22 protein-coding genes are annotated in these 24,620 nt (G+C 44.2%); 14 read left to right on the top strand and 8 right to left on the bottom strand.

The features are described from left to right. Positions 1-78 precede the first annotated feature (78 nt). The 3 genes from LHL20_RS18035 (at position 79) to LHL20_RS18025 (ending at position 2,492) form a co-directional block, all read left to right on the top strand. The gene (locus LHL20_RS18035; protein WP_226434276.1) at positions 79-351 is read left to right on the top strand and encodes a hypothetical protein; all 273 of its coding nucleotides are present in this window, start codon (positions 79-81) and stop codon (positions 349-351) included. A gap of 51 nt (positions 352-402) precedes the next feature. Beyond that, positions 403-1,143: a hypothetical protein gene (locus LHL20_RS18030; RefSeq protein WP_226434275.1), complete on the top strand. Its 741-nt coding sequence runs from the start codon at positions 403-405 to the stop codon at positions 1,141-1,143. 131 nt (positions 1,144-1,274) lie between these two features. Then, positions 1,275-2,492, top strand: coding sequence for an HD-GYP domain-containing protein (locus tag LHL20_RS18025; RefSeq protein WP_226434274.1), 1,218 nt, complete (start codon positions 1,275-1,277; stop codon positions 2,490-2,492). 35 nt (positions 2,493-2,527) lie between these two features. Here the strand turns inward: LHL20_RS18025 and LHL20_RS18020 are convergent, their stop codons facing one another. Then, on the bottom strand, positions 2,528-3,694 hold the full coding sequence (locus LHL20_RS18020) for a response regulator (RefSeq protein WP_226434273.1): 1,167 nt from the start codon (positions 3,692-3,694) through the stop codon (positions 2,528-2,530). Positions 3,695-3,968: 274 nt separating this feature from the next. Here LHL20_RS18020 and LHL20_RS18015 point away from each other — a divergent pair, with 274 nt between their 5' ends. After that, a complete protein-coding gene (locus LHL20_RS18015; RefSeq protein WP_226434272.1) occupies positions 3,969-7,301 on the top strand; it encodes an amidohydrolase family protein in 3,333 nt (1,110 codons plus the stop codon). A gap of 218 nt (positions 7,302-7,519) precedes the next feature. Next, complete coding sequence (locus LHL20_RS18010) at positions 7,520-8,578, top strand: hypothetical protein (protein WP_226434271.1); 1,059 nt, start codon at positions 7,520-7,522, stop codon at positions 8,576-8,578. Positions 8,579-8,655: 77 nt separating this feature from the next. On the opposite strand, the gene LHL20_RS18005 is transcribed toward LHL20_RS18010, so the two are convergent. Further along, entirely contained in the window at positions 8,656-10,200 is a 1,545-nt protein-coding gene (locus tag LHL20_RS18005) for a hydroxymethylglutaryl-CoA reductase (protein WP_202262644.1), read from the bottom strand. 425 nt (positions 10,201-10,625) lie between these two features. On the opposite strand from LHL20_RS18005, the gene LHL20_RS18000 reads away from it, so the two are divergent. From LHL20_RS18000 to LHL20_RS17980, 5 genes are all read left to right on the top strand, one after another. Next, complete coding sequence (locus LHL20_RS18000; RefSeq protein WP_226434270.1) at positions 10,626-11,879, top strand: HlyD family secretion protein; 1,254 nt, start codon at positions 10,626-10,628, stop codon at positions 11,877-11,879. After that, positions 11,876-14,059, top strand: a complete 2,184-nt coding sequence (locus LHL20_RS17995) for a peptidase domain-containing ABC transporter (RefSeq protein WP_413228906.1) — start codon at positions 11,876-11,878, stop codon at positions 14,057-14,059. The genes LHL20_RS18000 and LHL20_RS17995 overlap by 4 nt, the downstream gene beginning before the upstream one ends. After that, positions 14,056-14,367, top strand: a complete 312-nt coding sequence (locus LHL20_RS17990) for a helix-turn-helix domain-containing protein (RefSeq protein WP_226434269.1) — start codon at positions 14,056-14,058, stop codon at positions 14,365-14,367. The genes LHL20_RS17995 and LHL20_RS17990 overlap by 4 nt, the downstream gene beginning before the upstream one ends. Positions 14,368-14,419: 52 nt before the next feature. Then, positions 14,420-14,602 carry a hypothetical protein gene (locus LHL20_RS17985; RefSeq protein ID WP_226434268.1) on the top strand — a complete coding sequence of 61 codons (183 nt, stop codon included), beginning with the start codon at positions 14,420-14,422 and terminating at the stop codon, positions 14,600-14,602. Between the two features lie 80 nt (positions 14,603-14,682). After that, the gene (locus tag LHL20_RS17980) at positions 14,683-15,657 is read left to right on the top strand and encodes an ATP-grasp domain-containing protein (protein WP_226434267.1); all 975 of its coding nucleotides are present in this window, start codon (positions 14,683-14,685) and stop codon (positions 15,655-15,657) included. A 49-nt stretch (positions 15,658-15,706) separates the two neighbouring features. Here the strand turns inward: LHL20_RS17980 and hslU are convergent, their stop codons facing one another. Next, positions 15,707-17,035: an HslU--HslV peptidase ATPase subunit gene (gene hslU / locus LHL20_RS17975; RefSeq protein ID WP_226434266.1), complete on the bottom strand. Its 1,329-nt coding sequence runs from the start codon at positions 17,033-17,035 to the stop codon at positions 15,707-15,709. A 107-nt stretch (positions 17,036-17,142) separates the two neighbouring features. Then, positions 17,143-17,667, bottom strand: a complete 525-nt coding sequence (gene hslV / locus LHL20_RS17970; protein WP_159627529.1) for an ATP-dependent protease subunit HslV — start codon at positions 17,665-17,667, stop codon at positions 17,143-17,145. Between the two features lie 236 nt (positions 17,668-17,903). Here hslV and LHL20_RS17965 point away from each other — a divergent pair, with 236 nt between their 5' ends. From LHL20_RS17965 to LHL20_RS17955, 3 genes are all read left to right on the top strand, one after another. Beyond that, on the top strand, positions 17,904-18,545 hold the full coding sequence (locus LHL20_RS17965) for a DUF1294 domain-containing protein (protein ID WP_226434265.1): 642 nt from the start codon (positions 17,904-17,906) through the stop codon (positions 18,543-18,545). A gap of 110 nt (positions 18,546-18,655) precedes the next feature. Then, positions 18,656-19,348, top strand: a complete 693-nt coding sequence (locus tag LHL20_RS17960; RefSeq protein ID WP_226434264.1) for a hypothetical protein — start codon at positions 18,656-18,658, stop codon at positions 19,346-19,348. A 92-nt stretch (positions 19,349-19,440) separates the two neighbouring features. Beyond that, on the top strand, positions 19,441-20,208 hold the full coding sequence (locus LHL20_RS17955; RefSeq protein WP_226434263.1) for a substrate-binding periplasmic protein: 768 nt from the start codon (positions 19,441-19,443) through the stop codon (positions 20,206-20,208). Between the two features lie 57 nt (positions 20,209-20,265). Here LHL20_RS17955 and LHL20_RS17950 read toward each other — a convergent pair whose 3' ends face one another. The 4 genes from LHL20_RS17950 to priA all read right to left on the bottom strand — a co-directional run bounded on the left by LHL20_RS17950 (position 20,266) and on the right by priA (position 24,028). Continuing rightward, positions 20,266-20,739, bottom strand: a complete 474-nt coding sequence (locus tag LHL20_RS17950; RefSeq protein WP_226434262.1) for a hypothetical protein — start codon at positions 20,737-20,739, stop codon at positions 20,266-20,268. A gap of 120 nt (positions 20,740-20,859) precedes the next feature. Continuing rightward, entirely contained in the window at positions 20,860-21,036 is a 177-nt protein-coding gene (locus LHL20_RS17945; RefSeq protein WP_226434261.1) for a hypothetical protein, read from the bottom strand. A gap of 85 nt (positions 21,037-21,121) precedes the next feature. Continuing rightward, positions 21,122-21,700, bottom strand: a complete 579-nt coding sequence (locus LHL20_RS17940) for an SPOR domain-containing protein (RefSeq protein WP_226434260.1) — start codon at positions 21,698-21,700, stop codon at positions 21,122-21,124. 144 nt (positions 21,701-21,844) lie between these two features. Beyond that, positions 21,845-24,028, bottom strand: a complete 2,184-nt coding sequence (gene priA / locus LHL20_RS17935) for a primosomal protein N' (protein WP_226434259.1) — start codon at positions 24,026-24,028, stop codon at positions 21,845-21,847. Between the two features lie 236 nt (positions 24,029-24,264). Here priA and rpmE point away from each other — a divergent pair, with 236 nt between their 5' ends. Further along, the gene (gene rpmE, locus LHL20_RS17930; protein ID WP_071816133.1) at positions 24,265-24,477 is read left to right on the top strand and encodes a 50S ribosomal protein L31; all 213 of its coding nucleotides are present in this window, start codon (positions 24,265-24,267) and stop codon (positions 24,475-24,477) included. Positions 24,478-24,620: the final 143 nt, after the last annotated feature.

Raw genomic sequence — 24,620 nt, 5'->3', positions numbered from 1 at the left:
TTGAAGTTGTAGCCACCTTAATGTAGATGACGGTTGCGGAGTCAACCACAAGGACTTTAACTAGAGAAGGAAATCATCATGGAAAGTAAAAAATTAGTTACCCTCTCTATCATAACTTCAGCGTTTATTGCCTTTTCATCGCATTCACACGGTTCTCAATTAACTGAAACCTACGCATGTGATACGTGTGATTACGATGATGCACGAAATATCGCAAGACAGGAGTTTAAGCCATTTGCGTGTACTGTTGAGAATATGGGTGAGAACCCAGCTTTTGGAACCACCATTTATAATTGCGAAACCACAAATAGAACGATCATAGTGGCAAATTCTTTAACCCAAACTGCGTAGAAGTTTGATATATCAGCGACCAATCACACTGAGTTTACTGATGCCCCTAATGTGGTTGTATCCAATGCAAGCCTTACTACGCCTGAACAACAGGCACTTTCTGAATTTTATGAAATCGATGAAGAATTTAGACGTAATGTGAGTAATTTTTCGGTGGATAGTACTAGCGATACCGATTGCCAAGCACACCCCTCACATTATTTAACCGGCTTGGCCGCACAGCGTGATATTCGATTTAGATTAGCTCAGGGGCTTAAAAATAAAATTGGAACCAGTAGCTGGAATGATCACTATGTTGAGACCAAGTTTACTGGGTTTGGGCTTGATGTGCATGCTGCTGGCGGCGGCGTACAGGTTAGTTGGGAGCATAATACCCTTGATGCTTACGCAACAGTAAAATTTGATAATCCATCGATTAATTCACTGGTCTTTAACATAAAATTTGTTGGTGACGTGTCAGCCACTGGCCATCGTGAAATGTTTTTTGCAATGGAACTGCACAAAGGTGCATCGCTCGTTGACGGCTTCCCAATCGGCAATTTTATGAGTGGTAATAATAATGATCTTACCAATGTCGGGGTATCTGATTGCTTGATAGAAAACCTCGCACAAACTGCGACAGAAGATCTTGCATGGGACTCAGGAAAAGTAGGAACGGGACCAGTGACCACTTGGACACCAGGCGGTTTTTATTCCCCTAGTTGTACCAGACAAGTGAAGTATAGAACCTGTTCGACTACGCAAGACGGTGTGCAAACCTGCACGGAAAGTTCTATACATGTAGGCTGTTAAGCACTTCAATGATGCCTCGCAAAGAGGCATCTATTGTGATCTCACCATTCAAATTGAGCAAAAAGTATACTTGTTGCATCTGCGTATTACTTGTATCGTGTCTCATCGCGTTTTCTTCAAATTGAGTGGTAATGAAAAAAAGAGTTGCAGTTAAACACCTTGTCGTTGGTATGTATGTAGTGCAAGTGACAAAGTCAACTGGCGCAGCCGTAATGACATCAAAAGGTGTTATCAAGCATCTAGCAGCAATAGAAAAACTTAAAGCTCTTGGTGTTACAGAAGTAGAAATAGACACCACTAAAAGCCTGCTAACGTCACCAGCGCAACCATCAACAACGCAAAATCAACCAGGGAATCAACAGTTAAATACTCCACTAGCCGAAGAGGAAAAGTCAACGCCGCTGTCGTCAGAAATAGTACGGGCAGAATCTATGTATACCAGTGCCAAAGCGGTGTTGGGCGACACGTTTGATAGTGTAAAGAATGGGGGTATTGTTGACCTCGCTCCTTATGAAAAAATTGCAGAAACGTTCTTTGAGTCCATTTTCAGAAATCAAGACGCCCTATTATGCATGACCAAAATGCAAGACAAAGATACCTATCTACTTACGCATTCGCTAAACGTGGCCATTCTTCTAGCGGTATTTTCCATTCATTTAGGGCACAGTGAATCACTGGGTAAAAAACTCACCCTTGCGGGCTTGCTGCATGATTTAGGTAAGTGCAAAGTGCCCGAAGACATTTTACTCAAGCAAGGAAAGCTTACTCGTGATGAATTTGAGCAAATGAAGCTACACACGACGTATGGCGCTGAGATACTTGAATCGATGGATGTGGACGATCTCACAAAGCAAATAGCATTACAGCATCACGAACGGCTATCTGGAAAAGGCTATCCTCATGGCTTAATTGCCCATCAACTAAACCAATACGTAAGAATGAGCAGTATTGCTGACTCCTTCGATGCTATAACCGCCGAGCGCGTGTATAAACCAGCCCTAACCTCTGTTGAAGCATTAAAAATACTGCGCGATTCTGGTAGTGCCGAATACGATGGCAAGCTATTGAATAGCTTTGTTCGGGCTATTGGCTTGTATTCGATTGGTACTGTTGTACTAATGAAAAGTCACAAACTGGCTATTGTGACTGATACCAACTACGACGAGCCATTAAAACCTCAACTTACTGCGTTTTACCACACTAAATTCAAACATCACATTGAGCCCAAAATCATTACTCTGCAATCAGCAAGAGAAAACGATTTAATAGTAAAAATCGTCAACCCTGCTGATTATCAACTGGACATAAACGCAATTATCAACCGTCTTATTATTGATAGGTACAGATAGCGATAAGTTTAGGCAGCGTTACGTTTTAACACAGCTTAAAAAAACTCCACATCCTGATAAATTGGGTCATCGTCTTGGGCGTTATTGCTTTGTGTTTTAGAGTCGGCTTGCGATTCTAGTTGCGGCCCTAATCGAGCAAGCACCGCCTGCAAGGTATCGTCTACGGTCTGAATTTCTGCCACTTCATCTCGCGCCTCTAATTGACTTTCAATTAACTGCATGAAGAAGGCTTCTTGCGCTTCAGTCATTTCGAGCATGTGGAAACTGTCTTGAATAGATTCAGAGACGTGCTTTGCTACCCTCACTTTTTCTTGCGCTTGACTAATCACGATCTGACGAATTTGGTTAATAACGCTGCTAATGTCAGCATGCGTTGCACTAAGTGCTTGCTGCTGTCTTAAGGTGTTAAAGCGTGCATTGATTGCGGGTACAAGCTTCGCGCCCATATCCAGTATTGCATCATGAATAACAGGGTCTTCACGGGCTACGTGTTTAATAAGTAACGACACATCGGTATCGTTGAGCATTAAACGCTTACCAAAGCGATAAATACGGCCTTGGTCGTGCAATACTGTGAAAACCTTTTCGGTAGTTTCATCACAAAATGACATGTCGGTGTCATAGCTTGTGGTGCCATTTTCATCGCGATATTGAATGGCGGCATGTACGCCATTAAACCGCAACGTCGTTAAAATGTTTTTCGACATAGCATGAATGTCGTTACAGGCATTTAACGCTGAAACAATTTCCATTCCCGTACCGTAGATAGCCGCTTGACTGAGCGCAGTTTGCGCCACTTCTCGCGTATCGGCGTTATCTGCCCGCATCTGGTTCATTATCTCAATTTGATGCTTAACGCCAATCACAGTTTCGGTGAAAGATAGAACGTTGTAGGGCTTCGTTATGTAATGCGATACACCAGCGTTAAAGGCTTCTCGCAACGTATCGTCACTGCCTTCATCAGACACCACTATCACCACAGGTAATGCCATAGGTTGCGAGGCATCCAGCTGCTCGCAAAAAATTGAGGCTTTCGTTTTTCCGATTTTCCAATCAGTTATAACAATACTAATGTCGTGCTCTTGTATGCAGGTCACTGCTTCAAGCATATTTGCCGCAGTGTGCACGGCGAAGTGTTCTCCGAACGCTAGCTCGTATATCTCCGCTTGGATACTGTCTTGTTCAACAATTAACAAGTCCATGTCGATCATCCACTCAATAAAGGTTAAAACATTACGTCGCAACGTGTGTTGCGTACGCCTATTAAAAAGCTAGCTGATTTAATCTGAAATGCTAATTTGTACAAGTTAAAAATAGACGAGCGCCATAAATTTAATGTTTTAGCGCCAGACGGCGCGGTCGTGCGATTAGCTTTACGCAATAAATCTTAACAATATGTCACAATTATTGAGTTGTTATGCCATAACAAATAATGTGTAAAAAACAGTCAAACAATAATTACATTCAGGGAAAACCATGTTTACTACGTCAAAACGCCTCGTCGCTGCTGCGATAACGGGGGCTTTGTATCTTTGTGCCTCGCCAGGCGCTCTGTCACAATCATCAACTGAAAATAATACAGAAGCGAATAGTGCGTGGGATGTTACTAACCCACCCTATAAATTGAACGAAGTTACTATTAACACTAACGAAACTACGTGGTCTAGCTTAGATGTAGCGCCCAGTGGCGATTTCATGGTGTTTGATATGTTGGGCGATTTATATAAAGTCGATATCAAAGGCGGTAATGCTACGCCACTTACCCAAGACTTCGCGTGGAATATTCACCCTGCCATTTCTCCCGATGGGAAAAAAGTCGCCTTTGTTTCTGACCGAAATGGGCTTAGTAACGTATGGGTAATGAACATCGATGGCACGAATCTTCGCCAAATAACGCAAGAAAAAAGTAACCTTATTCACTCGCCCAAATGGAGCCCAGACGGCGAATACCTTGTTGTAACCAAGGGCATCATGTCTAGCCGCAGTATTCCGGCAGGGGAAATTTGGATGTATCACCACGGTGGTGGTGAGGGGCTTAAAATTAAAGAGCGCAAACATGGTAAGCGGGATCAGCAAAACATTGCCGACCCTGTTTTTTCCCATGACGGCAAATACATTTACTTTACTGAAAACACGGTACCAGGCAGCCGCTTTGAGTATAACCGTGACCCGCTTGAAGGCATTTTTGCTATAACACGCTACGAGCGAGAAACAGGTAAAGAAACACGCTATATCAGTGGTACGGGTGGCGCAGTTGTTCCTACACCGTCTCCAGATGGTAAATACATCGCTTTTATCCGCAGGGTAAAAGATAAAACCGCACTATTTTTGAAAGACATTGCAACCGGTGTTGAAAAGCCACTTACCCTTGAGCTTGAACGCGATATGCAAGAGGGCTTTGGTTCTGAGGGCTACTTTGCCTATTTTGACTGGATGCCAGATAGCTCAAAAATTGTGTATTGGACCGGTGGTAAATTTAACGTTATCGATATCAAAGATAAGACCACATCCACGATCAATATTAACGTTGAAGCCACCGTACAATATGCCGATGCCCTTCGCTTTGATGTTGATGTCGCCCCTGATGAATTTGACGTGAGAATGATACGCTGGTCGCAACTGTCGCCAGACGGTAAAACCGCGCTATTCCAAGCACTTGGTAAGCTTTACGTGCGCGATATGAAATCAGGTAAGGTGAGCCGATTAACCAAACAGAATGAACACGATGAGTTTTATCCGCGTTTTTCAAATGATGGTAAGTCCATTGTGTATACCACGTGGAATGATAAAGACCTAGGCAGCGTGCGCGTTGTATCTGCACGGGGTGGAAAAGGGAAAGTAATTTCTACACAACCGGGACATTACATAGAGCCCGCGTTTTCCGTAGACGGTGAAAAAGTGGTATTCCGTAAATTCACAGGTGGTTACTTACTTGATCCAAAATACTCTATGGAACCCGGTATCTACGTTGCCAACCTTAAGACATCAAAAGTCAGCAAAGTATCAGATGGCGGCTACAACGCCCACTTCGCAGGCGATGATGAACGGGTGTATTTTACAGAATCTGCCAATGGCAAAGATTATTATGAAACACAATTGTCCAGCGTTAACCTAAACGGCAATGACAAGCGAACTCACCTTTATGGGAAAGATAAAGTAAGCGAGTACAAGCTATCTCATGATAAGAAATGGGTTGCTTTTGTTTATCAATTTAAGACCTATGTCGCGCCCTTTGTCGAAAATGGCAAGAAGATAACCATTGGGCCAAAAATGAAGTCATTGCCGGTCACTCAACTTTCAAACAGAGCGGGTGAGTATCTTACATGGTCACCTGATAATAAACGCCTTAGCTGGTTTAATGGACCTACGCTCTTTATGCGCAGCCTTGAAGAGGCATTCGCTTTCGTTGAGGGTGCACCTGAAGTCTTGCCAGAGCCTGTAACACAGGGCATTGATTTGTCTTTCTCGACAGCTGCAGATAAGCCATCAGGCTATAAAGCATTGGTCGGAGGCAAAGTTGTGACCATGCGCGACGCCGATAATACCCAAGAAATTATCGAAGACGGCGTAGTGTTAATTAAAGACAACCGAATTGAAGCCGTAGGTAAGCGGGGTGACATTCGTATTCCAGATGACACTATGCAGATTGATACCAGCGGCAAAACGATCATTCCTGGCTTAGTGGATGCGCACGCACATGGTTCTCAAGGACGTAACGAAATCATTCCTCAGCAAAACTGGACACAGTATTCGAATGTGTCGTTTGGCGTGACCACTATTCATGACCCATCAAACGACACCACTGAAATTTTTGCCGCTTCAGAATTACAGCGCAAAGGTAAAATTGTTGCGCCACGCATCTATTCTACAGGCACTATTTTGTACGGTGCCGAAGGCTTGGGATACAAAGCGATTATCAAAGACTATGACGATGCTTATTTCCATGTAGAACGATTAAAAGAAGCAGGTGCCATTTCTGTTAAAAGCTATAACCAACCTCGCCGAGACCAACGCCAGCAAGTATTATGGGCTGCGAAGAATCAAGGCATGATGGTAGTACCTGAAGGCGGCGGCAAGCTTCAGCAGAATTTAACCATGCTTGTGGACGGACATACCGGACTAGAACATAGCATTCCTGTTGAAAAGGGCTACAGTGACGTTACGCAATTGTGGAAAGCCACAGAGTTTGGTTACACGCCCACTTTCGTTGTGTCGTATGGCGGTATGATGGGTGAAGAGTACTGGTACGATAAAACCGAAGTATGGAAAAACCCGCGCTTGCTTCGTTATACCCCGTCGACCATTTTGGACAAGCGTGCCATTCGCAGACCTAGCGCACCGGAAGATCAATACAACCATCAAAACGTTGCCAGCTATGCAAAGGAACTTCGCGATAATGGTGTAAGCGTGCATATAGGTGCGCACGGACAACGAGAAGGTTTAGCAGCGCATTGGGAACTTTGGATAATGGCCCAAGGCGGCTTTACACCATGGGAAGCATTGCGAGGCGGCACAATCGACGGCGCGAAGCACCTGGGTATGGGCAAGGATATTGGCAGTATCGAGAAAGGTAAACTTGCCGACCTTGTGGTTATTGATGGTGACGTACTAAGTGACATCAGAAAAAGTGAGTTTGTTGAATACACCGTGCTCAACGGTCGCGTATACGAATCGGCCACTATGAATGAGGTGGGCAGTAAAAAGCAGCGTCAGCCGTTCTTTTTCGAGCAAGACAATGCTACGTTTATGCCGCAGCAAACTGCTGACGACGTAGAAGCGAAAGCCCATCATTACCATTGGGAACACTAAATAAGTGACAAGCCACACCACCGTATAACGGTGTTGCAACTTGTAACAAATAATAGCCAGTGGAAAGCACTTTCTACTGGCTTTTTTGTACTATCAAACCGCTATTTTTGCTATGTTAATACTGCAATCTGTTGTCACTTAACTGGCCCGCCAGCTCTTTGTGTGTTGCTTAATGAAACTCAAATTCATGTAGCTACTAATAGGATGTAAGACGCACAATGAACGCAAACACCACTCGCTATGAAAACAGACAACACAGCACGCTTTGGCGAGAAAGTATTGCACCTTTTTCAATACTATTGTTGATGCTAACGGCCTGGTGGGCGTTTTTACATTACTCACCTTTTTTATCAATAACACAACCTAGCAACACAGCGAGCAATAACGAGTGGCTGTTTCTACTTGATGCGCTTATTACCCTTCCTCTTGCTTGTTTGTTGTTAATAAAAGACAAGAAAAAGGCGCTTATCAAAGGCGTATTACTTGCGTCGCTAGCGCTTGTTGTAGGCAGTTATTTATTACCTAACGAACAACAGCACTGGCTACCTGCTTTAATGGATGTGCGATTTGTCGTGCTTGGACTAATGGTAGCGCTTGAAGTTATTACCATAATTAGCGTACTAACCCTTATTCGCACCGAGTTTAACGCTGGCACTGATTTAGATAGCGCAATTTTAAAGGGTACTTCGTCGTTTATTCCTGAAGGTGTGGTGCAAAAAATAATGTGGTTTGAAGGCAGAATGTGGGCATGCTTGCTTATGTCAAAAACGCTGGCATCACTGCCATTAAAAGGCGACAAGCACTTTTCCTACTGGCAAAAAGACGGTACGCACACCAATGCACTGGGGTTTATTTTCGTTATCGCAATTGAGATCCCAGTTGTGCATGTGCTACTACATTTCATATGGTCACCCTTTGCGGCAAATGTTGTCACTGCTTTGTCTGTATTTAGCTTAATTTTTGTAATAGCAGAGCGTAACGCCATGAAGCTAAGACCTATTTCGCTTTTGTTACATAGCAAACAGCACTCACCCCAATTGGTTATTCGCTATGGCCTTAGCAACCCTATTACCTTGCCAGTGAGTGAGATCGCAAGCATTTCGCTACATAATACCTATGTAAAGCGCGCAGCACATATCAAGCGCTTTAATTATTCTGGCGTCCCTAACATAAAAATTTTGCTAAAAGATAAAGGCCAAAAAGTTACTGAATATTACCTAGGGGTAGATGCTCCAGAGCGATTTATTGAAGCCCTAGAACATAGCAAACAAGATTAACCTTAAGTGAATTCAAACACGAAAAAGGGCCTTTATTTAAAGGCCCTTTTAAACAGCTAGGTTACAGTGTGAATAACTTAACGGTTTCTACCGTACTGCTCATGCGATGATACCCAGTCAGATGAACTGATAGCCGATGCTAACGAGATCTCACCCGCTAACACAACTGAAGCCACAATTTCGGCAAATTTATAAACGCGGTCACGCCCATAACAGTCTAGTAACTCAAGACACTCGCGCTGCGTACCTATTCCTGTACCGCCACCATACGTTGCAACAATGAGTGATGGAATAGTAATAGATACATACAAATCGCCCTCTTCGGTAAGCTCTGAGTACATCATAGCGGCAGACGATTCAGACACGTTTGCAACATCTTGTCCTGTAGCTATGAACATGGCAGTAATACCATTTGGTGAATGTAAACCGGTATTATTTACTCCAGACAAAAATGAGCCCACACCCGCTACACGTCCGTGGTAGTCAATTTGCTTTGGCTCCACCCGCATAACTTCAAGAAGGTGTTCGCGCTTAATGGTCGCTTCTGCAGTAACGCGTTTACCGCGTGTACGCATAATATTAATTTGCGATGCTTTTTTGTCGGTTGCAAAGTTAGACTCTAGGTAGAAATTCTCGATACCTTCGTAATGGTCTAAAATCCAGCCACAGGCTGCAAATGTTGCACGTCCAACCATGTTTTGACCCGCGGCATCACCCGTTCTAAAATTAAAACGTAAGAACGCAAATTTATTAGAAAGGAAGTGGTCAATATAAGTGAGCTTTGCCACGCTTGACGTTGCTTCCGCCTCCTCTTTTATCTTATCGAAGTTCTCTTTTACCCACTTCACAAAGTCACGAGCGCCACGGGCATTATCAAAAATGAAGACGGGAGCTCGCTGCATGGCATCGTCCACTACCGTAGCCGTAACACCGCCGCTCATGTTAAGCAATTTCATGCCGCGATTGTAAGACGCTACCAAGGTGCCTTCAGTGGTGGCTAATGGTACAACAAACTCACCATTTGCATGCTCACCGTTAATTTTAAGGGGCCCAGCAATACCAATCGGCACCTGTGCGACACCTATAAAATGCTCAATGTTACCTTTAAGCTCTTGTGGATCGATAGAGTATTGACCCACATGATTAATTTTCTTGTCGGTCGCGCTTTCGAAATATTCTTGACGTGTTTTTATAATTGACTCGCCATAGTCATCCATATCATCACGAGGAATAAACGCACTGCGCTCACCCGCCGCGGTAATATTATCTTCTACTTCAAACTTTAATTTTCCGAACGGTGAGGCTGAGAAGCAAATACCAAGCTTGCGCTTTTCAGGGCACGGCGCTTCATCAATATCAAGATGCACCGTAATAGTTTGACGTAGACCAAATGGCTTACCTTCAGACTTATTAAGTTCTTCTACGGAAATGCACGTATCGCTTGAAAGTTGTAGCGATATTTTATGGTCTGGAATTTTTTCTCCATCCAATGAAATCCATTTCAACTCTTTTATTGTGGCGTCTTTTAATCTGTTTTTAAGAGAAAATGACACCCCTTTATCAGTCTTTGAAAGACTTGCTCTAGTGTATAGTTGTTTTAAGAGTATGCTGGGTACAAACATGTATCTTCCTTCTTATTAGTACATTCTTACCGTTTTTTTTCACATTCCTTTGCTTTTTATAGCACATTCTTTAGACACTTCTATGACTATTTATCAACCGTGTTTATTTTAGTTGTGATAAATCAACTATCGTTTTTGAGCCAACCACTTTCACAAATGCGCCAAGCCCTTTGTGTTCAAAACCCACCAAATTTTAAGACTTAGCCTTTCCACCGCTCTATTCGCTAGAGCTCTAATGTTGATTACGTCACTGAGGTGGCGATAACAAGTGGTATCTGGCAGTAGCAAAGGAGGTGTCATGGAGTGTGATGCCAAGGATGAGTCAGCCTGCACGGAAGCAGCATCCAGATACCACGTTTTTAGTTTGTCATTTTTATAAAGATAAAGATGTGACATTCAACGTAGCATAAGTTTGAAGGTGAATAATGAGGAAGGAATTATTTCGCAAGGAAGCGATTGATCAACAAACGCAAACTGCTTTAGGTACATTGTTAATGGCGCCAAGACCTTTCTATTCGGTTGGGGCTTGCATGATAACGTTGTGGGTAGTTGCGGTTGTTGCTTACCTAAGTTCAAACAACTATGCGAGAAAAGCGCCCGTTAAAGGTTGGTTAGAGCCTAACAGTGGGGTATTTAAGCTATACAGCGAAGCGCGCAGCGGCAAAGTTGAACGTTTATTTGTAGAAGACGGGGATGAAGTCAAGAAAGGTGAGCCACTTGCACATATAGACTACAGTCAGAGCGATACACGTGGTAATAGTGTCACCTCTCTGATTTTAGAAGAGCTGAGTGCTAAACAGACAAGGACAAAGCAGAGCCTTGAACGACTTGCTTCACTACACTCAAATGAATTAGGGCGAATAACAGCAAAGCTCGCGCGCAGTAAAGATATTCATCAAGACATGCTAGATATTCTGTCACTCGCGGCGGCACAACAGGAGATGGCAGAAGAACACTTGGTAACCGCTAAGGTACTTTTGGATCAGGGGTTTGTTACAGAATCAGAAGTTGAAAACCATCAACTGCAGCTGCTCTCGGCCAAACAGCAGTGCATAAAAGCGCAACAAGAAGTAGAAAGCCAAGAAGCGGTGATAGCAGATCTTGAGCAAGAGATCGCAGCCCTTCCCGAGCATTATGCTAACGAAAAGTCATTGCTTGAAAATACGCTGAGCGATTTGAATCAGCAAATAGTCACGCATAACAGCAATAACACACAAGTTTTGTACGCTCCACACGACGGCGTTGTATCCGGTCTTCAAATTAAGCAAGGCCACCTGATAAACAGTGCCTCATTGCTACTCACTCTATTGCCTCAAGACGCATCAGTATTAGCGCGAATAGTTGTGCCCGTTCGTTCATCTGGTTTTATTAGTGAAGGGCAACCACTGCATATTCGCTACGATGCTTTTCCCTATCAAAAATTCGGATTGCAACCGGGTAGAGTGGTTAAGGTATCGAGCAGTATTGTACTGCCAGGCGAAGTTATCAACTCTCCAGTTGCTATAGATGAGCCTGCCTACCTTGTCACTGCCACCTTAGACAATGACGCCATAGTTGCTTATGGCAAAGAAATAGCGCTTAAAGCGGGAATGACATTTTCAGCCGATGTCCACTTAAGTCAGCGCACGTTATTAGAATGGCTATTAGAACCCCTTTATAGCATTAGAGGGAGTATATGATGATGCAAACAGTAGCGCGCACCCCACTTCACACCCGAACATTTTTCAAACGCTCCGTACCACTTGTGCTTCAAAGTGAGGCTGCTGAATGTGGCTTAGCCTGTGTTGCTATGATTGCGAAATTTTACGGCGATAAGCGCGACCTAAGTGCTTTTAGGCAAAACACTTCACTTTCGATAAGGGGGACTACGCTAAAAGATATCATGGATATCGCTCTGCACTTTGGGCTACAAAGTCGTGCAGTTAAAATTGAAATGACAGATCTCAATGCGCTTACCACTCCTGCAATACTGCATTGGGACATGAACCATTTTGTTGTTCTGTCAAAAGTAACCAAAAGCACCATTACCATACTTGACCCTGCATTAGGTAAGCACACTTACTCGTTTAAAGAAGCCGCCAAACACGTTTCTGGAATTGCGCTCGAAATTTCGCCCAGTAGTACATTTGCTCCTGTCACTTCCACCGGCAATATAACGGTTATGCAGTTTCTCAAACAAACTGTGGGATTTAAGCGCAGCTTACTCACGCTGTTCACGCTGTCGGTTTTATTGCAAGTCTTTGCGCTAGCCTCTCCCTATTACATGCAAACGGTGGTCGATGATGTATTGGTTTATCACAATGCGTCTCTACTGAAAGCCCTCGTTATTGGCTTTGGTTTCTTGTTACTTATTGAAACCTTAACCAGTGTCTTGCGCAGGTTATTAATTCTGAACATATCAAGTCGACTTCAACTGCAGATGTCAGCCTCTGTATTTAAACACTTAATGTCGCTATCGCTAGACTATTTTGCTAAACGACATATTGGCGATGTGGTCTCGCGATTTAATTCACTGTCGCACATTAGGGAGTTTCTCACCAGTGGTGTAGTGTCTGCCCTACTTGATGGATTAATGGCAATAACGACCCTTGTTGTAATGGCTATTTACTCATTGAAACTCGCATTGCTCGTGCTATTCATCATAACGGTATATCTGTGCATCAAACTTGGTCTTCTGCCTTGGATGAAACGTCTGACCGCGGAGAAAATCAGTTTAGCCGCCCACGAGCAAAGCCATTTCATGGAAAGTGTTAGGGCTATTTCGCCAATTCGAATTTACAAACAAGAGGCCAAGCGCCAAGGTGACTGGCAAAACAAGTTTGTTGACGCGCTTAATAAAGACATTCAACTGGGCAAACTAAACATTGGAAGTACAACTGCAAACCACCTGCTATTTGGAATTGAAAACTTAACTATTGTGTACATTGGGGCATTGCTGGTAATGCAGGGTGCATTGACTATTGGAATGCTGCTTGCCTTTATTGCTTACAAGTCGCGTTTTGTAAGTGCTATCGATAATTTCACGACACAATTAATAGAGCTTAAGATGCTCGGTGTGCATATTGAAAGGCTAAGTGACATTATACGTACACCTAGCGCTTCTAAAGCCGTAAATTCATTGTCTTTACCTCTGTTAACGACTCGTGACCCACAACAAGAAGCTCATCTTGCTATTGAAGTTGATAAGATACACTACCGCTTTTCCCGCACCAGTGACTTTATATTTAGACAACTTTCGATGTCAGTAACAAGCGGCGAAATTGTGGCTATTGTTGGCGCTAGCGGCAGTGGTAAAAGCACGCTAATGAAATGCTTAATGGGGCTCTACCCTCTCACTTCAGGCAAGGTCACAATAAATGCACCTAATGGAAAAAGTAGGCCAGCACGAATTGCCAGTGTACTGCAAGATGACATGTGCTTAAGTGGCACAATCATTCAAAACATTAGCTGTTTTGACGATAAACCAGACCTAGAGAAAATAGTTTACGCTGCGCAACTTGCTTGTGTGCATCGCGATATTCTAGCCATGCCCATGCAGTATCAATCGTTAATCGGTGACATGGGTAGCAGTTTAAGCGGTGGTCAAAAACAACGACTATTACTTGCTCGCGCGCTATATCAATCACCAGATATATTGTTTCTCGATGAAGCAAGTAGCCATCTTGATCTTGCCAGCGAAAAGCAAATTAACGCACACCTTAAGGCGCTTAATATTACGCGGATAATGATTGCACACCGTCCTCAAACCATAGCAATCGCCGACACCGTCTACCATCTTGCAAATAGCACACTTACTCAACTCTCTCCCTCTGATGTACGGGAGATAACACTACAACAGATGTCAGGAGAAAACCGATGAGAACTCATGAAATACGAAAAAAGTCTGTATTGATGACGGCGGAAGAGCGTCGGCATGTTACAGCGACAGGCATTACATCAAGTGAATTAGTGATGCCAATTGACTGCTTGTCTAAACGAGAACTTCAGGTGGCCCACAAAATAATGGAAGGCCATTCAAATAAAGCCATCGCACTTGAGCTATTTATCAGCGAGCGCACCGTAAAATTCCATTGCGCCAATATCTACAAGAAACTCAACATAACGAGTCGCACCGCGCTTATCGCGGGTTGCTTTAGAACCCTTTACCAAGAAGCGGTATCTTCATAAAAAGCGAAGTGTCGTTTCTTTAACCACAACGCTAATACAAGGAGCGTAAAACATGAAACAACAGCAACAACATGATGTTCAACTAGCAGAAAGCCAACTATTTCAGGTTTCTGGAGGAGCAGGTGCACAACTTACCTTGCCTGACAATGGCGTAATTGAAACACCAAAAGAGCCCGTTTATATCACATTAGCCATAGGTGAAGGTGGTGGAAAACTCCCCGACAACTTGTCGTAATGAAAAATAGGGCGCATCCTGTTGCGCCCTACTAGCAAACACCTTATTTACCCTATGTGCATTAAAGCAAAGGACGCTGCATGCTTACTGCTTTACTTGGAAGTGCAAACGATCCACAAATCAGACACCTCGCTAACGCGCTAGAAAGCGAAGGTGTAAGTTTTTTTATTGCAGATACCGCTGACTTTGGTAAGAAGTGGTCACTGAGTTACGACCCCGATTTCGATGATGGCCTCATCCATTTTGACGATGAAGAATCTCGCGTGAACGCAGGAGAATTAACACGGGTTGCCTTTAGCACTATCTACTCTGCATATTGGCACGAGTACCGTGCTATGACAGCGCCCATAGAGAGCGAAGAGACGAATAAGTGTATGAATATCGCCAATAGCCCTGCTTTATCTGGCGATACTCAATGGCTAGAACAGGAAAGAAGTAGTGCACTACAATGCTGGTTTTACTATGACTCTATAAAGTGGGTAAACTCCATTGACGCAGTACGCTCACACCAATGTAAAGCAATACAGCTGCGCAAAGTTGCTAACCTTGGCGCGAACATTCCCTACTCATTTATCGGTAACTCGCCAACGGTTGCAGCCCAGTTCTGTAGCAATATGAAACGCGTTATTTATAAACCTGTACGTGGCGGAAAGACTGCGCAACGCGTTACTAAACAACCCAACATGCGCGCGCTTTTTTCAACTGTTTTAGCACAGCGCCCCGTTACACTGCAGAAATATATTGCCGGAACTAATGTGCGCAGTTATGTTCTTGGTGAAGATGTACTTAGCGTTCAAATTGATAGTCACGAACTGGATTATCGAAACGATCCAGACGCAAAACTCCATACAACCATCATAGCGAAACCCATAAAGCAACTCGCTATTCGTATTTGTAAAACACTTGGTATGCACTGGTGTGCTATCGACTGGCGAAAAAGTGCGAAAGGGACATTCTTCTTTCTTGAAGCTAATCCCTGTCCATTCTATTTAAAAGTAGAAAAAGAAACAGGCCATGACATTACAGGCAGGCTTGTTCACTTGTTAACGGCGTAACAAAAAAGCCCAGCATGACGCTGGGCTTTCAAAATATACAAATCGCGAATTACAAAATAAAGCGCGACAGATCTTCGTTGTCTACCAATGTTTCTAAATGAGAATTCACATAGTCAGCATCAATCACAAAGCTCTCACCGCTTTTTTCAGACGCATCAAACGAAATATCTTCCATTAAGCGCTCTAGCACCGTGTGCAAACGACGAGCACCAATGTTCTCAGTACGTTCGTTAACTTGCCATGCAGCTTCAGCAATGCGCTGAATACCTGAATCATCAAAGCTAATGTCCACACCCTCGGTTTTCATTAGTGCAATGTATTGCTGCGTAAGCGACGCATTTGGCTCGGTAAGAATGCGCTTGAAGTCGCCAACTTTAAGTGCTGCAAGTTCAACGCGAATAGGTAAACGGCCTTGTAGTTCTGGAATAAGATCAGACGGCTTACTCATTTGGAATGCACCTGATGCAATAAACAAGATGTGGTCGGTTTTCACCATGCCGTGTTTAGTCGATACTGTCGAACCTTCTACCAAAGGCAATAAGTCGCGCTGAACGCCTTCACGCGATACATCACCCGACGTATTGCCTTCGCGCTTACAAATTTTGTCAATTTCATCGATAAACACAATACCGTGCTGCTCTACCGACTCAATGGCTTTTTCTTTTAAGTCTTCTTGGTTTACTAGGCGTGCTGCCTCTTCTTCAACCAGAAGCTTAAACGCATCTTTAATTCTCAGCTTCTTCTTTTTCTTTTGCGAACCAGACAAGTTTTGGAACATGCCCTGAAGCTGATTGGTCATTTCTTCCATGCCTGGAGGCGCCATAATTTCAACGCCCACCTGCGGCTGTGCCACATCAATTTCAATTTCTTTGTCGTCTAGGTCACCCTGACGAAGTTTTTTGCGAAATGCTTGGCGTGTGCCGCGATCTTCAACGTCTTCTTTATTTCCCCACGCGTCTTCTGGCGGTGGAATAAGCACGTCAAGAATGCGATCTTCCGCGGCTTCTTCAGCGCGGAATTTCACTTTCTTCATTTCGCTTTCTTTCGTCATTTTTACGGCGATATCGGCTAAATCACGAATGATGGTTTCAACTTCTTTGCCCACATAGCCCACTTCGGTGAACTTGGTGGCTTCTACCTTAATAAAAGGTGCATTAGCCAGCTTGGCAAGACGTCGCGCAATTTCGGTTTTACCCACACCCGTAGGACCAATCATAAGAATGTTTTTAGGTGTGACTTCTTGGCGCAGCTCTGGCTCAAGCTGCATGCGACGCCAGCGGTTACGCAGTGCAATAGATACCGCACGCTTTGCATCTTGCTGACCGATAATATGGCGGTCTAGCTCGTGAACAATTTCTCTTGGTGTCATTTCAGACATGAATAAACCCTTTTCTAACAAGTGCATTGTGCGCGTAAGTTAATAACAAGAATGCAAGCGCACACAGCAGATAACGACATGTTGTTGCGTTTAAGCAGCGTCGTTACTTAGTAATCTAGTACATCAATAGTTTGGCTATGGTTGGTAAATACGCAAATATCACCAGCAATAGTTAACGATTTTTCAGCAATTTCTTTTGCACTTAACTCAGTGTTATTAAGCAAGGCAGTAGCGGCAGCTTGTGCGTAATTACCACCTGAACCAATGGCAATAAGGTCTTGCTCTGGCTGCACTACATCGCCGTTTCCGGTAATAATAAATGATGCCGTTTCATCGGCCACAGCCAGTAAAGCTTCGAGTTTTCGAAGCATGCGATCGGTTCGCCAGTCTTTGGCAAGTTCAACGGCGGCTTTGGTCAAATGCCCTTGGTGCGCTTCAAGCTTAGCTTCAAAACGTTCAAATAGCGTGAAGGCATCGGCAGTGCCACCAGCAAAGCCAGCCAGTATTTTGTCGTGGTATAAACGGCGCACTTTGCGTGCATTACCTTTCATTACGGTATTGCCTAGTGATACTTGGCCATCGCCTGCCATCACTACCTGATTTCCACGTCGTACAGATACAATCGTTGTCACGTTAATTCCCCGTTTAGCTGGGCGCTGCCGCGTTTAAATTGCTTTAAAGGCAACAGCGTATAAATTCAATAACAATTAAAGTGGGGTAAGGCTGGTTAATTTCAAGGGTATTACCTAATTAAGTGCATACCGCGTAAACAGTAAAAAAGCGTATGTGCGGTAAAACACATTGAACAGGTAACGCATAACGCGCATACTCCAGCGTGAATAACCGTTCAAAAACACATGGAGTAGTAATGAAGTATCAAGGACGAATTCAGCATTGGGACGATGCTAAAGGGTTTGGTTTTGTCGAGCCCAACGGAGGTGGCACCCGCGCTTTTGCCCATATAAAGGCCTTTTCCAACCGCTCTAGACGGCCCGTCAATGGCGATATCATTGTGTATGAGCTGAAAAAAGACAACAAAGGTAGTTATCAAGCACACAATATCAACTTATTAAAAGATTATAAGGCCAAGCGGATAACGTCTGCTAAGCACACGGCTAAGAACAAGTTTACTATTGTCTTTCTAACGTGTTTCGCCATAGCGCTTGCACTTTTGACCTTCTTCAATAGGTTACCCGCCACCCTAATTTTTGCGTATTGTGCAATAAGCGGGGTAACGTTTTTGCTCTATGCCATCGACAAATCAGCGGCAGAGAAAAACCGCTGGCGAATATCTGAAGCAAAGCTGCATTTTTTCGGCTTTATCGGCGGCTGGCCAGGCGCACTAGTGGCGCAGCACGTATTTAAGCACAAGCGCAGTAAAGCTGAGTTTATGCGAGTCTATTGGGCCCTTGTACTGCTAAACCTTACTGCCCTTGGACTTGTTGCTTTTAACATCATCGATATCCCTGCATTACCTAACGGCGCGTTAACGTCACTGTTTAATCGCTAACGGTAAATAGCGCATGGGCGGTGACAACACTTGTTACAAATCATAGTTGCCGCCAGCGTTGTTATATCGCGTAATAGCAAACGTTTACGGTTCACCTTGAGATTAATAGTATGCAACTTCAACGCGCCGGTGGCATAGCTGCAGTTATATGCGCCCTCACTTATCTTTTTGGCTTTGTACTTTTCTTTGGGCTGCTAGATGCGCCTTCAGATAGCTCTAACAAAGGTCACCTTCACTTTTTAATCTCACAACGAGATACCTTCTTTCTTGGGTATATTGTGATAGGCATTGTGTTTAGTTTGAGTTTGCTACTACCCAATCAATCTCTTGAGGCGCGTTTTAAATCGAGTATGCCGAATTTTGCGAAATATACAGGTGCGCTAGGTCACATTTGGGCTACCTTTGTGCTGGCAAGCACATTTATTTTCTTAGTTAGCTTGCCGTTTTTAGCCAACTTCGCCGATACCGACGAAGACAGCGCGGTGGTGGTACTTAAGAGTGTGGATATCGTAGTTGATGCACTTGGCGGTGGCATAGAATTACTCGGCGCCATATGGGTGCTGATATTAAGCTTTATGGGTATAAAGGCCAATGTTTATACAAAAGCACTTCACGTCATTGGTGTTGCGGTAGGTATTGCCGGTATATTAACCCTGTTTTCAGGTTTGTCTTCGCTAACTGGAAACATGGTATTTGAAGCCTCTACGGCCATTTTTGGTTTAGGACAGATAGTTTGGTTTGTGTGGTTGGGTATTGCAATGGTTAGCGATAAGCAAAAAGCGCTGTGCGCAACAACGATATAAAGGTGCTTTGCACCTATTGACTAATTGGGGTTGCGAAGCATTACTGTCTATACTAAAAAATACGGATAACAAAAATTACAGGCAGCACTGCATTGCGTTACTTCGTATTTTTCTCAGTATTTATTTCCAGTCTTTGTGGGGCGGCATGTTTATTTAGCAGCACCGCATGTGCGAATACGAATGAACGCCCCATTGTAGTCTCAGCGGCTTACTGGAAAGAGTTTACCAACAGAGACAACACCGGCGTGTACTTCGAACTGCTTGACGAGGTATTCGACGGTTATACAATTCACTATCAAACCAGTACTTACCCCCGCGCACTGAATCAGTTCAAACAGCATAAAGCCGATGTTATGGTTGGTGTATATCAACACGACTTACCCGACGCGGTTTATGCCACGTGGATTTTAGATACTGACCTGCCTATTCATATTTTTTATCGACCCGATTCGCCACCTTCAGATAATCTCAACGAGATTTTTATTGGGAAGCAAGTTGCTTGGCGAAACGGCTACGGCTTTGATTCGCTATTTCCTAATATTGAAAGCGCGTACCCACTAGACACAATAGAAGCAGGGTTTGAACTTGTGTTAAATCGGCGTCTCGATTATATGCTCGATTACGACATTAATTATTTGGAGGCCTATCATGGTCGAATTCACCACAAAGCCATACGTGAAGGAGACAAGTTATATTTGGCATTTAAGAATACCCCACGCGGTAAGGCGCTTGCTGCGCACTTTGACGCCACAATGCCACTTTTAAGAGATAGCGGCAAACTAGAAGAAATATATGGTTCGCATTATGCCCGCTCAGGGTTAGCTGAGTTTGCAGTGCTTACACCAAGCGGCATCGACTAAGAAATAGGACTAAAGAGCTGCGACTAAAGAGCTGGGAATAACAGTTCACAACGTCAATTAACGATATGACAGTTGATAAGATTCAATATTAAACCCGTAAGCGCTTTCGGCGCCTTTTAGCACTAACGTACCTTTTCGAGGCAAGCGTTTGAATTCTTCTGCGGCTAGGCACAGTCTGTCATGAGACAGTGTTTTGGTATCCTCAAGCAGCACCTTGTAGCGACAATGCTTTGCGGCATCCCCTTTTCGATACTTCACTGTATGCTCTGCAACATGAGAAGTAGAAACGCTATGCAGTAGATAGGGCAACGTATCATTCACTAAGAACAAACTAAAGAGCGCACCTAGTAAGGGCATTGTCACTATGGATATTTTACCGCGCACACTGCTATTTAAATGCTGCAGTTGTAGCTTATCGACATAAAGCGAGGTGTACCATAGCCACCCTACCAATAGGGTTAGTGCATATATTGCCCACGAGGAGTTATCCAACCAACGATTTGCCACACTAAAGTCGGTGATAAGCGACATTATTGGCCCGAGGAATAACACAAGTATTACGATGTCACAGCATCGAGTGACAACATGTCGCTCTGACCATTTAGGCTTGACTAGAGGTTTGTCGCTATCCTCACCTTCAACCTGTTCGCCCTAATGCATTTCTACGGATGATTTCTTTTGTGCAAGTGCAGCTTGCGCCGCTGCGTAACGGTCTGGATAAGCGCGTTGATCGATATTCTCCAGCACATCTTCAAGGTCCTCTACACTATAACGCGAATAGTCAGGACCTTGCTCGACACTGCCGGCATTGTGCGTACGGCTATTCATTTTTACGTCCTTTTAATTATTCCTTTTTGCTATTCCTTTTTGCTTTGGGGTGCGTTTCTGCCGGCTTATTTAGGTGAACAGTGAACTATAAGTTCCAGTACCAAATCTGGCACGTTGCTATATTCACTTTGCGCAGACTATGTTTTGCTTTTTCAGCGTCGCGTTTAGACTCAAACGGACCTAATATCACTCTAAACCAATCGCCATTACTTCCTGTACTGTGACGTATTAGTGCTTCTAACCCTTGAAACGCAATTTTCGCTTTCATTTCTTCAGCCTGTGCACGGGTTCTAAATGATGCGCACTGCATTAAGTAGCGTTTGTCTGATTTTTCTTGTTCTTTTACTTCAACCTCTACCTCGTAGCCAGGTAGGGTTTTAATGTATTCCCATTCTTCTTCAGGTAATTCTGGTAGAGCTTCTTCTGTAGGTGCAACAGGGCGAGCTGCTTGTGTATCAACGTCTTCTGCCACATTGTCTTTGATAGACCATAAGAACGCGCCAAAACCAATAACAAGTGCAAACACGCCAACTAAACGGATAATAGGTAGTTTGGGAGAAGCAGACGAATTCATCTGTGCGCTAGCCGCAGGTTTTTTACCTTTGCTTGCAGGTTTCTTTTTTTGTGTAGAGCGTCCACGAGAGACATAATCGCGTTGGGCCATAGTTGGCAAAATTCCTACTTGTTATCGTTTTTCGTTGTCGTAAGAAACGTCGTATACCAATTAAAATAATGTAAAACGAAGTTAGCTATACAAGCGATGCGCACTATCGCTGCTAAAAATTCTATCGCATTGCTGCGCAACAAGCTAACTGAAATCAGTTGGATCGATATCAACTGACCAGCGTACTTTCGTCGCCTGTGGCAACGCCTGTAAAAAGGGCAGCGCGAGTCTTAATGCACTGTGCAGTGGCGCGCGTTTTTCATGGCTGCACACCAACATAAATCGAAAACGCCCTTGTCGTTTCTCAATTAAGCAAGGAAACGGACCATTCATTTCAATTGCGTGCTGTTGTGAGAAAATCGCTTTGCTGTCTTGTAAGAAACGATACGCCAATGCGCTGTCAGTTGCTTCCGCTCGAATAACAAACTGGCTGATAAAAGGCGGCAACCTAGCCGCTTTACGCTCCATCAATGCATGACGCGCGAAATGCCCATAACCATTGTGCACCAAGTCTTGCAGTAACGGATGTTGAGGGTTATGGGTTTGTAACCACATTTCTCCTGGTTTACTGGCACGTCCTGCTCTACCCGCCAGCTGGGTTACCAACTGCGCAAGTTTTTCAGGCGCACGAAAATCCGCGCTAAATAAAGCGCCATCACAATCAAGCACAGCCACCAAGGTAACGTGAGGAAAGTGATGTCCTTTAGACAAGATTTGAGTACCAATTAATAGTTGGTACTCGCGCTTGTTTATCGCGTCTAGCGTTTGATGAAGTTTATCTTTGCCACGAACAGTATCGCTGTCTATGCGTACTTGTTTTACCCCAGGAAACAGTGAGGCTAATCCTTGCTCGACCTGCTCTGTGCCCGTACCTGCAGTGACTAGCTCGCTGCTATGGCACGCTTCGCAATTATTTGGCATTGCGCGAGTGCTGCTACAGTGGTGACACTGCAAACGATTCTGCGCCTTGTGCACAGTATAGGGCCTGTCGCATCGCTTACACATTACCGTCTCACCGCAATGGTGACAAAGCATTGCTGGGGCATACCCTCGCCTGTTTACAAACACCAACACTTGGTTTCCCGTTGTTATGTGCTGACGCATAATGGTAAGTAGACCTTGCGAAATGCCGTAATGAATGGGTTGGTCGCGCGCATCAAGCACATGTTGATGCGTACTTGATGCGCCACCTGCTCGTTTCGTTAGCTGAAGATGTGCGTAGCGATTACTAAGCGCATTATTGAGGGTTTCAAGCGCTGGTGTTGCACTGCCTAACAATAACGGTATGTTATGCTGTTTTGCTCGCATCGCTGCAAGGTCGCGGGCGTGATAGCGCAGACCATCCTGCTGCTTAAACGATTCATCATGCTCTTCGTCTACAATGATCATGCCTGGGTGTTTAAGCGGCGTAAAAATAGCAGACCGCGTCCCTATGATAATACCCAGTTCACCCGCTCTTGCGCGCTGCCAAACATGCAAACGCGCTTTATCAGGTACTTGTGAATGCAATACGCCCACTTCAATACCAAAACGTTTTTCAAAACGCGCAACCGTTTGCGGGGTCAACCCAATTTCTGGCACCAGTATGAGTACTTGCTTACCCTCTTTTAACAATGGCTCAATGGCCTGCAAGTACACTTCCGTTTTACCACTTCCGGTCACACCTTCAAGTAAGCTAACAGCAAAACTGCCGTGCTGACGATTGAGCGCCGCAATAGCAACCGACTGTTCGGTATCAGGCACAGGCTTCTCACCTATGTGCAGTGTAGAAAGCCATCCATGCTCGATGAAGGTAGGAACCATGGCATCAAGCGTCACCATTCCTTTATCAATTAGTGCCTTTACCGCGGGCGCACCATATAACTTTCTAGCTTGAGAAGCGTGTAGTTGAGACTTTAGAAGCGCTTCAAAACATGCTTTTTGCTTAGGGGCTCGGGATAGTGTATCTGCACTCTCAGCTCGCCCTTGTTCGCTTAATACCAACATTTCCTGTGCTGTAGGGTCTGGAGATTCACCTTTTCGCAACAGTACCGGTAGCATGGCGTGTAATACTTCGCCCGGCGCGTGATGATAGTATTGCCATAGCCACTGCGCCATTTTAAGCAGTACATCATCAATGATGGGCTTATCATCAATGACATCTTCAATCGGCTTTAATTTTTCAACATTTTCCACCTGCGCTTCTTGCACTGTACCTACAACCACACCAACGAGTTTACGTGGCCCAAAGGGCACCACCACCCGCACGCCTTTATCTAATGATGCGATATGCGTGTAAGTGAATAGTTGCCTTAATGGTGCAGGTACTGCGACTTGAATAAATGCCATAACGGTTTTTTGTCAGCCTTTTGAAACACGTGTTACAAGCAACCGCTGATGATACAGGTTGCCTTGCTCATTCGCCATACAAAAACCGCTTGATCAATACACGGCCTTCCTTTATTATGCGCCGCTCTTTTGCGATAGGCTGTTCTTTGAACGACTTATCATTTGAATATAAAGTTACGTATGGTGTGCAACTTCGGGTTGTATAGCGATACGGCCTTATTATGTGAGGTAATCCCATGAAACAAGGTATCCACCCAGACTACGCTGAAATCACTGCAACTTGCTCTTGCGGTAACGTAATGAAGATCCGTTCAACAATGGGTAAAGACATCAACCTAGACGTATGTTCTTCTTGCCACCCATTTTACACTGGTAAGCAACGTAACGTTGATACTGGTGGTCGTGTTGATCGCTTCAAGAAGCGTTTCGGTGCATTGGGCAAAAAATAAGCCCATTACCTTTATCGGTATCGATATTAAAAAAGCGCCTATATGGCTAATGCCGATCAGTTAAGAATTTAATGATCGGTTGACCGATCTTTTCAAGGCTTCAAAATCCGGTATCAGGTAACTGATATCGGATTTTTTTATGG

It is taken from the genome of Alteromonas sp. McT4-15, from assembly GCF_020515205.1.
In the GTDB taxonomy this organism is placed as follows: domain Bacteria; phylum Pseudomonadota; class Gammaproteobacteria; order Enterobacterales; family Alteromonadaceae; genus Alteromonas.
The sequence above is the reverse complement of the archived record's forward strand: the minus strand, read 5'-3'. Positions and strand labels throughout refer to the sequence as shown.

Bases quoted from the DNA above. Each gene is read 5' to 3' on its own strand.
- LHL20_RS18035 (WP_226434276.1), top strand. From the start codon at position 79: ATGGAAAGTAAAAAATTAGTTACCCTCTCTATCATAACTTCAGCGTTT.
- LHL20_RS18025 (WP_226434274.1), top strand. From the start codon at position 1,275: ATGAAAAAAAGAGTTGCAGTTAAACACCTTGTCGTTGGTATGTATGTA.
- LHL20_RS18020 (WP_226434273.1), bottom strand. From the start codon at position 3,694: ATGGACTTGTTAATTGTTGAACAAGACAGTATCCAAGCGGAGATATAC.
- LHL20_RS18015 (WP_226434272.1), top strand. From the start codon at position 3,969: ATGTTTACTACGTCAAAACGCCTCGTCGCTGCTGCGATAACGGGGGCT.
- LHL20_RS18010 (WP_226434271.1), top strand. From the start codon at position 7,520: ATGAACGCAAACACCACTCGCTATGAAAACAGACAACACAGCACGCTT.
- LHL20_RS18005 (WP_202262644.1), bottom strand. From the start codon at position 10,200: ATGTTTGTACCCAGCATACTCTTAAAACAACTATACACTAGAGCAAGT.
- LHL20_RS18000 (WP_226434270.1), top strand. From the start codon at position 10,626: ATGAGGAAGGAATTATTTCGCAAGGAAGCGATTGATCAACAAACGCAA.
- LHL20_RS17995 (WP_413228906.1), top strand. From the start codon at position 11,876: ATGATGATGCAAACAGTAGCGCGCACCCCACTTCACACCCGAACATTT.
- LHL20_RS17990 (WP_226434269.1), top strand. From the start codon at position 14,056: ATGAGAACTCATGAAATACGAAAAAAGTCTGTATTGATGACGGCGGAA.
- LHL20_RS17985 (WP_226434268.1), top strand. From the start codon at position 14,420: ATGAAACAACAGCAACAACATGATGTTCAACTAGCAGAAAGCCAACTA.
- LHL20_RS17980 (WP_226434267.1), top strand. From the start codon at position 14,683: ATGCTTACTGCTTTACTTGGAAGTGCAAACGATCCACAAATCAGACAC.
- hslU (WP_226434266.1), bottom strand. From the start codon at position 17,035: ATGTCTGAAATGACACCAAGAGAAATTGTTCACGAGCTAGACCGCCAT.
- LHL20_RS17965 (WP_226434265.1), top strand. From the start codon at position 17,904: ATGAAGTATCAAGGACGAATTCAGCATTGGGACGATGCTAAAGGGTTT.
- LHL20_RS17960 (WP_226434264.1), top strand. From the start codon at position 18,656: ATGCAACTTCAACGCGCCGGTGGCATAGCTGCAGTTATATGCGCCCTC.
- LHL20_RS17950 (WP_226434262.1), bottom strand. From the start codon at position 20,739: ATGTCGCTTATCACCGACTTTAGTGTGGCAAATCGTTGGTTGGATAAC.
- LHL20_RS17945 (WP_226434261.1), bottom strand. From the start codon at position 21,036: ATGAATAGCCGTACGCACAATGCCGGCAGTGTCGAGCAAGGTCCTGAC.
- LHL20_RS17940 (WP_226434260.1), bottom strand. From the start codon at position 21,700: ATGGCCCAACGCGATTATGTCTCTCGTGGACGCTCTACACAAAAAAAG.
- priA (WP_226434259.1), bottom strand. From the start codon at position 24,028: ATGGCATTTATTCAAGTCGCAGTACCTGCACCATTAAGGCAACTATTC.
- rpmE (WP_071816133.1), top strand. From the start codon at position 24,265: ATGAAACAAGGTATCCACCCAGACTACGCTGAAATCACTGCAACTTGC.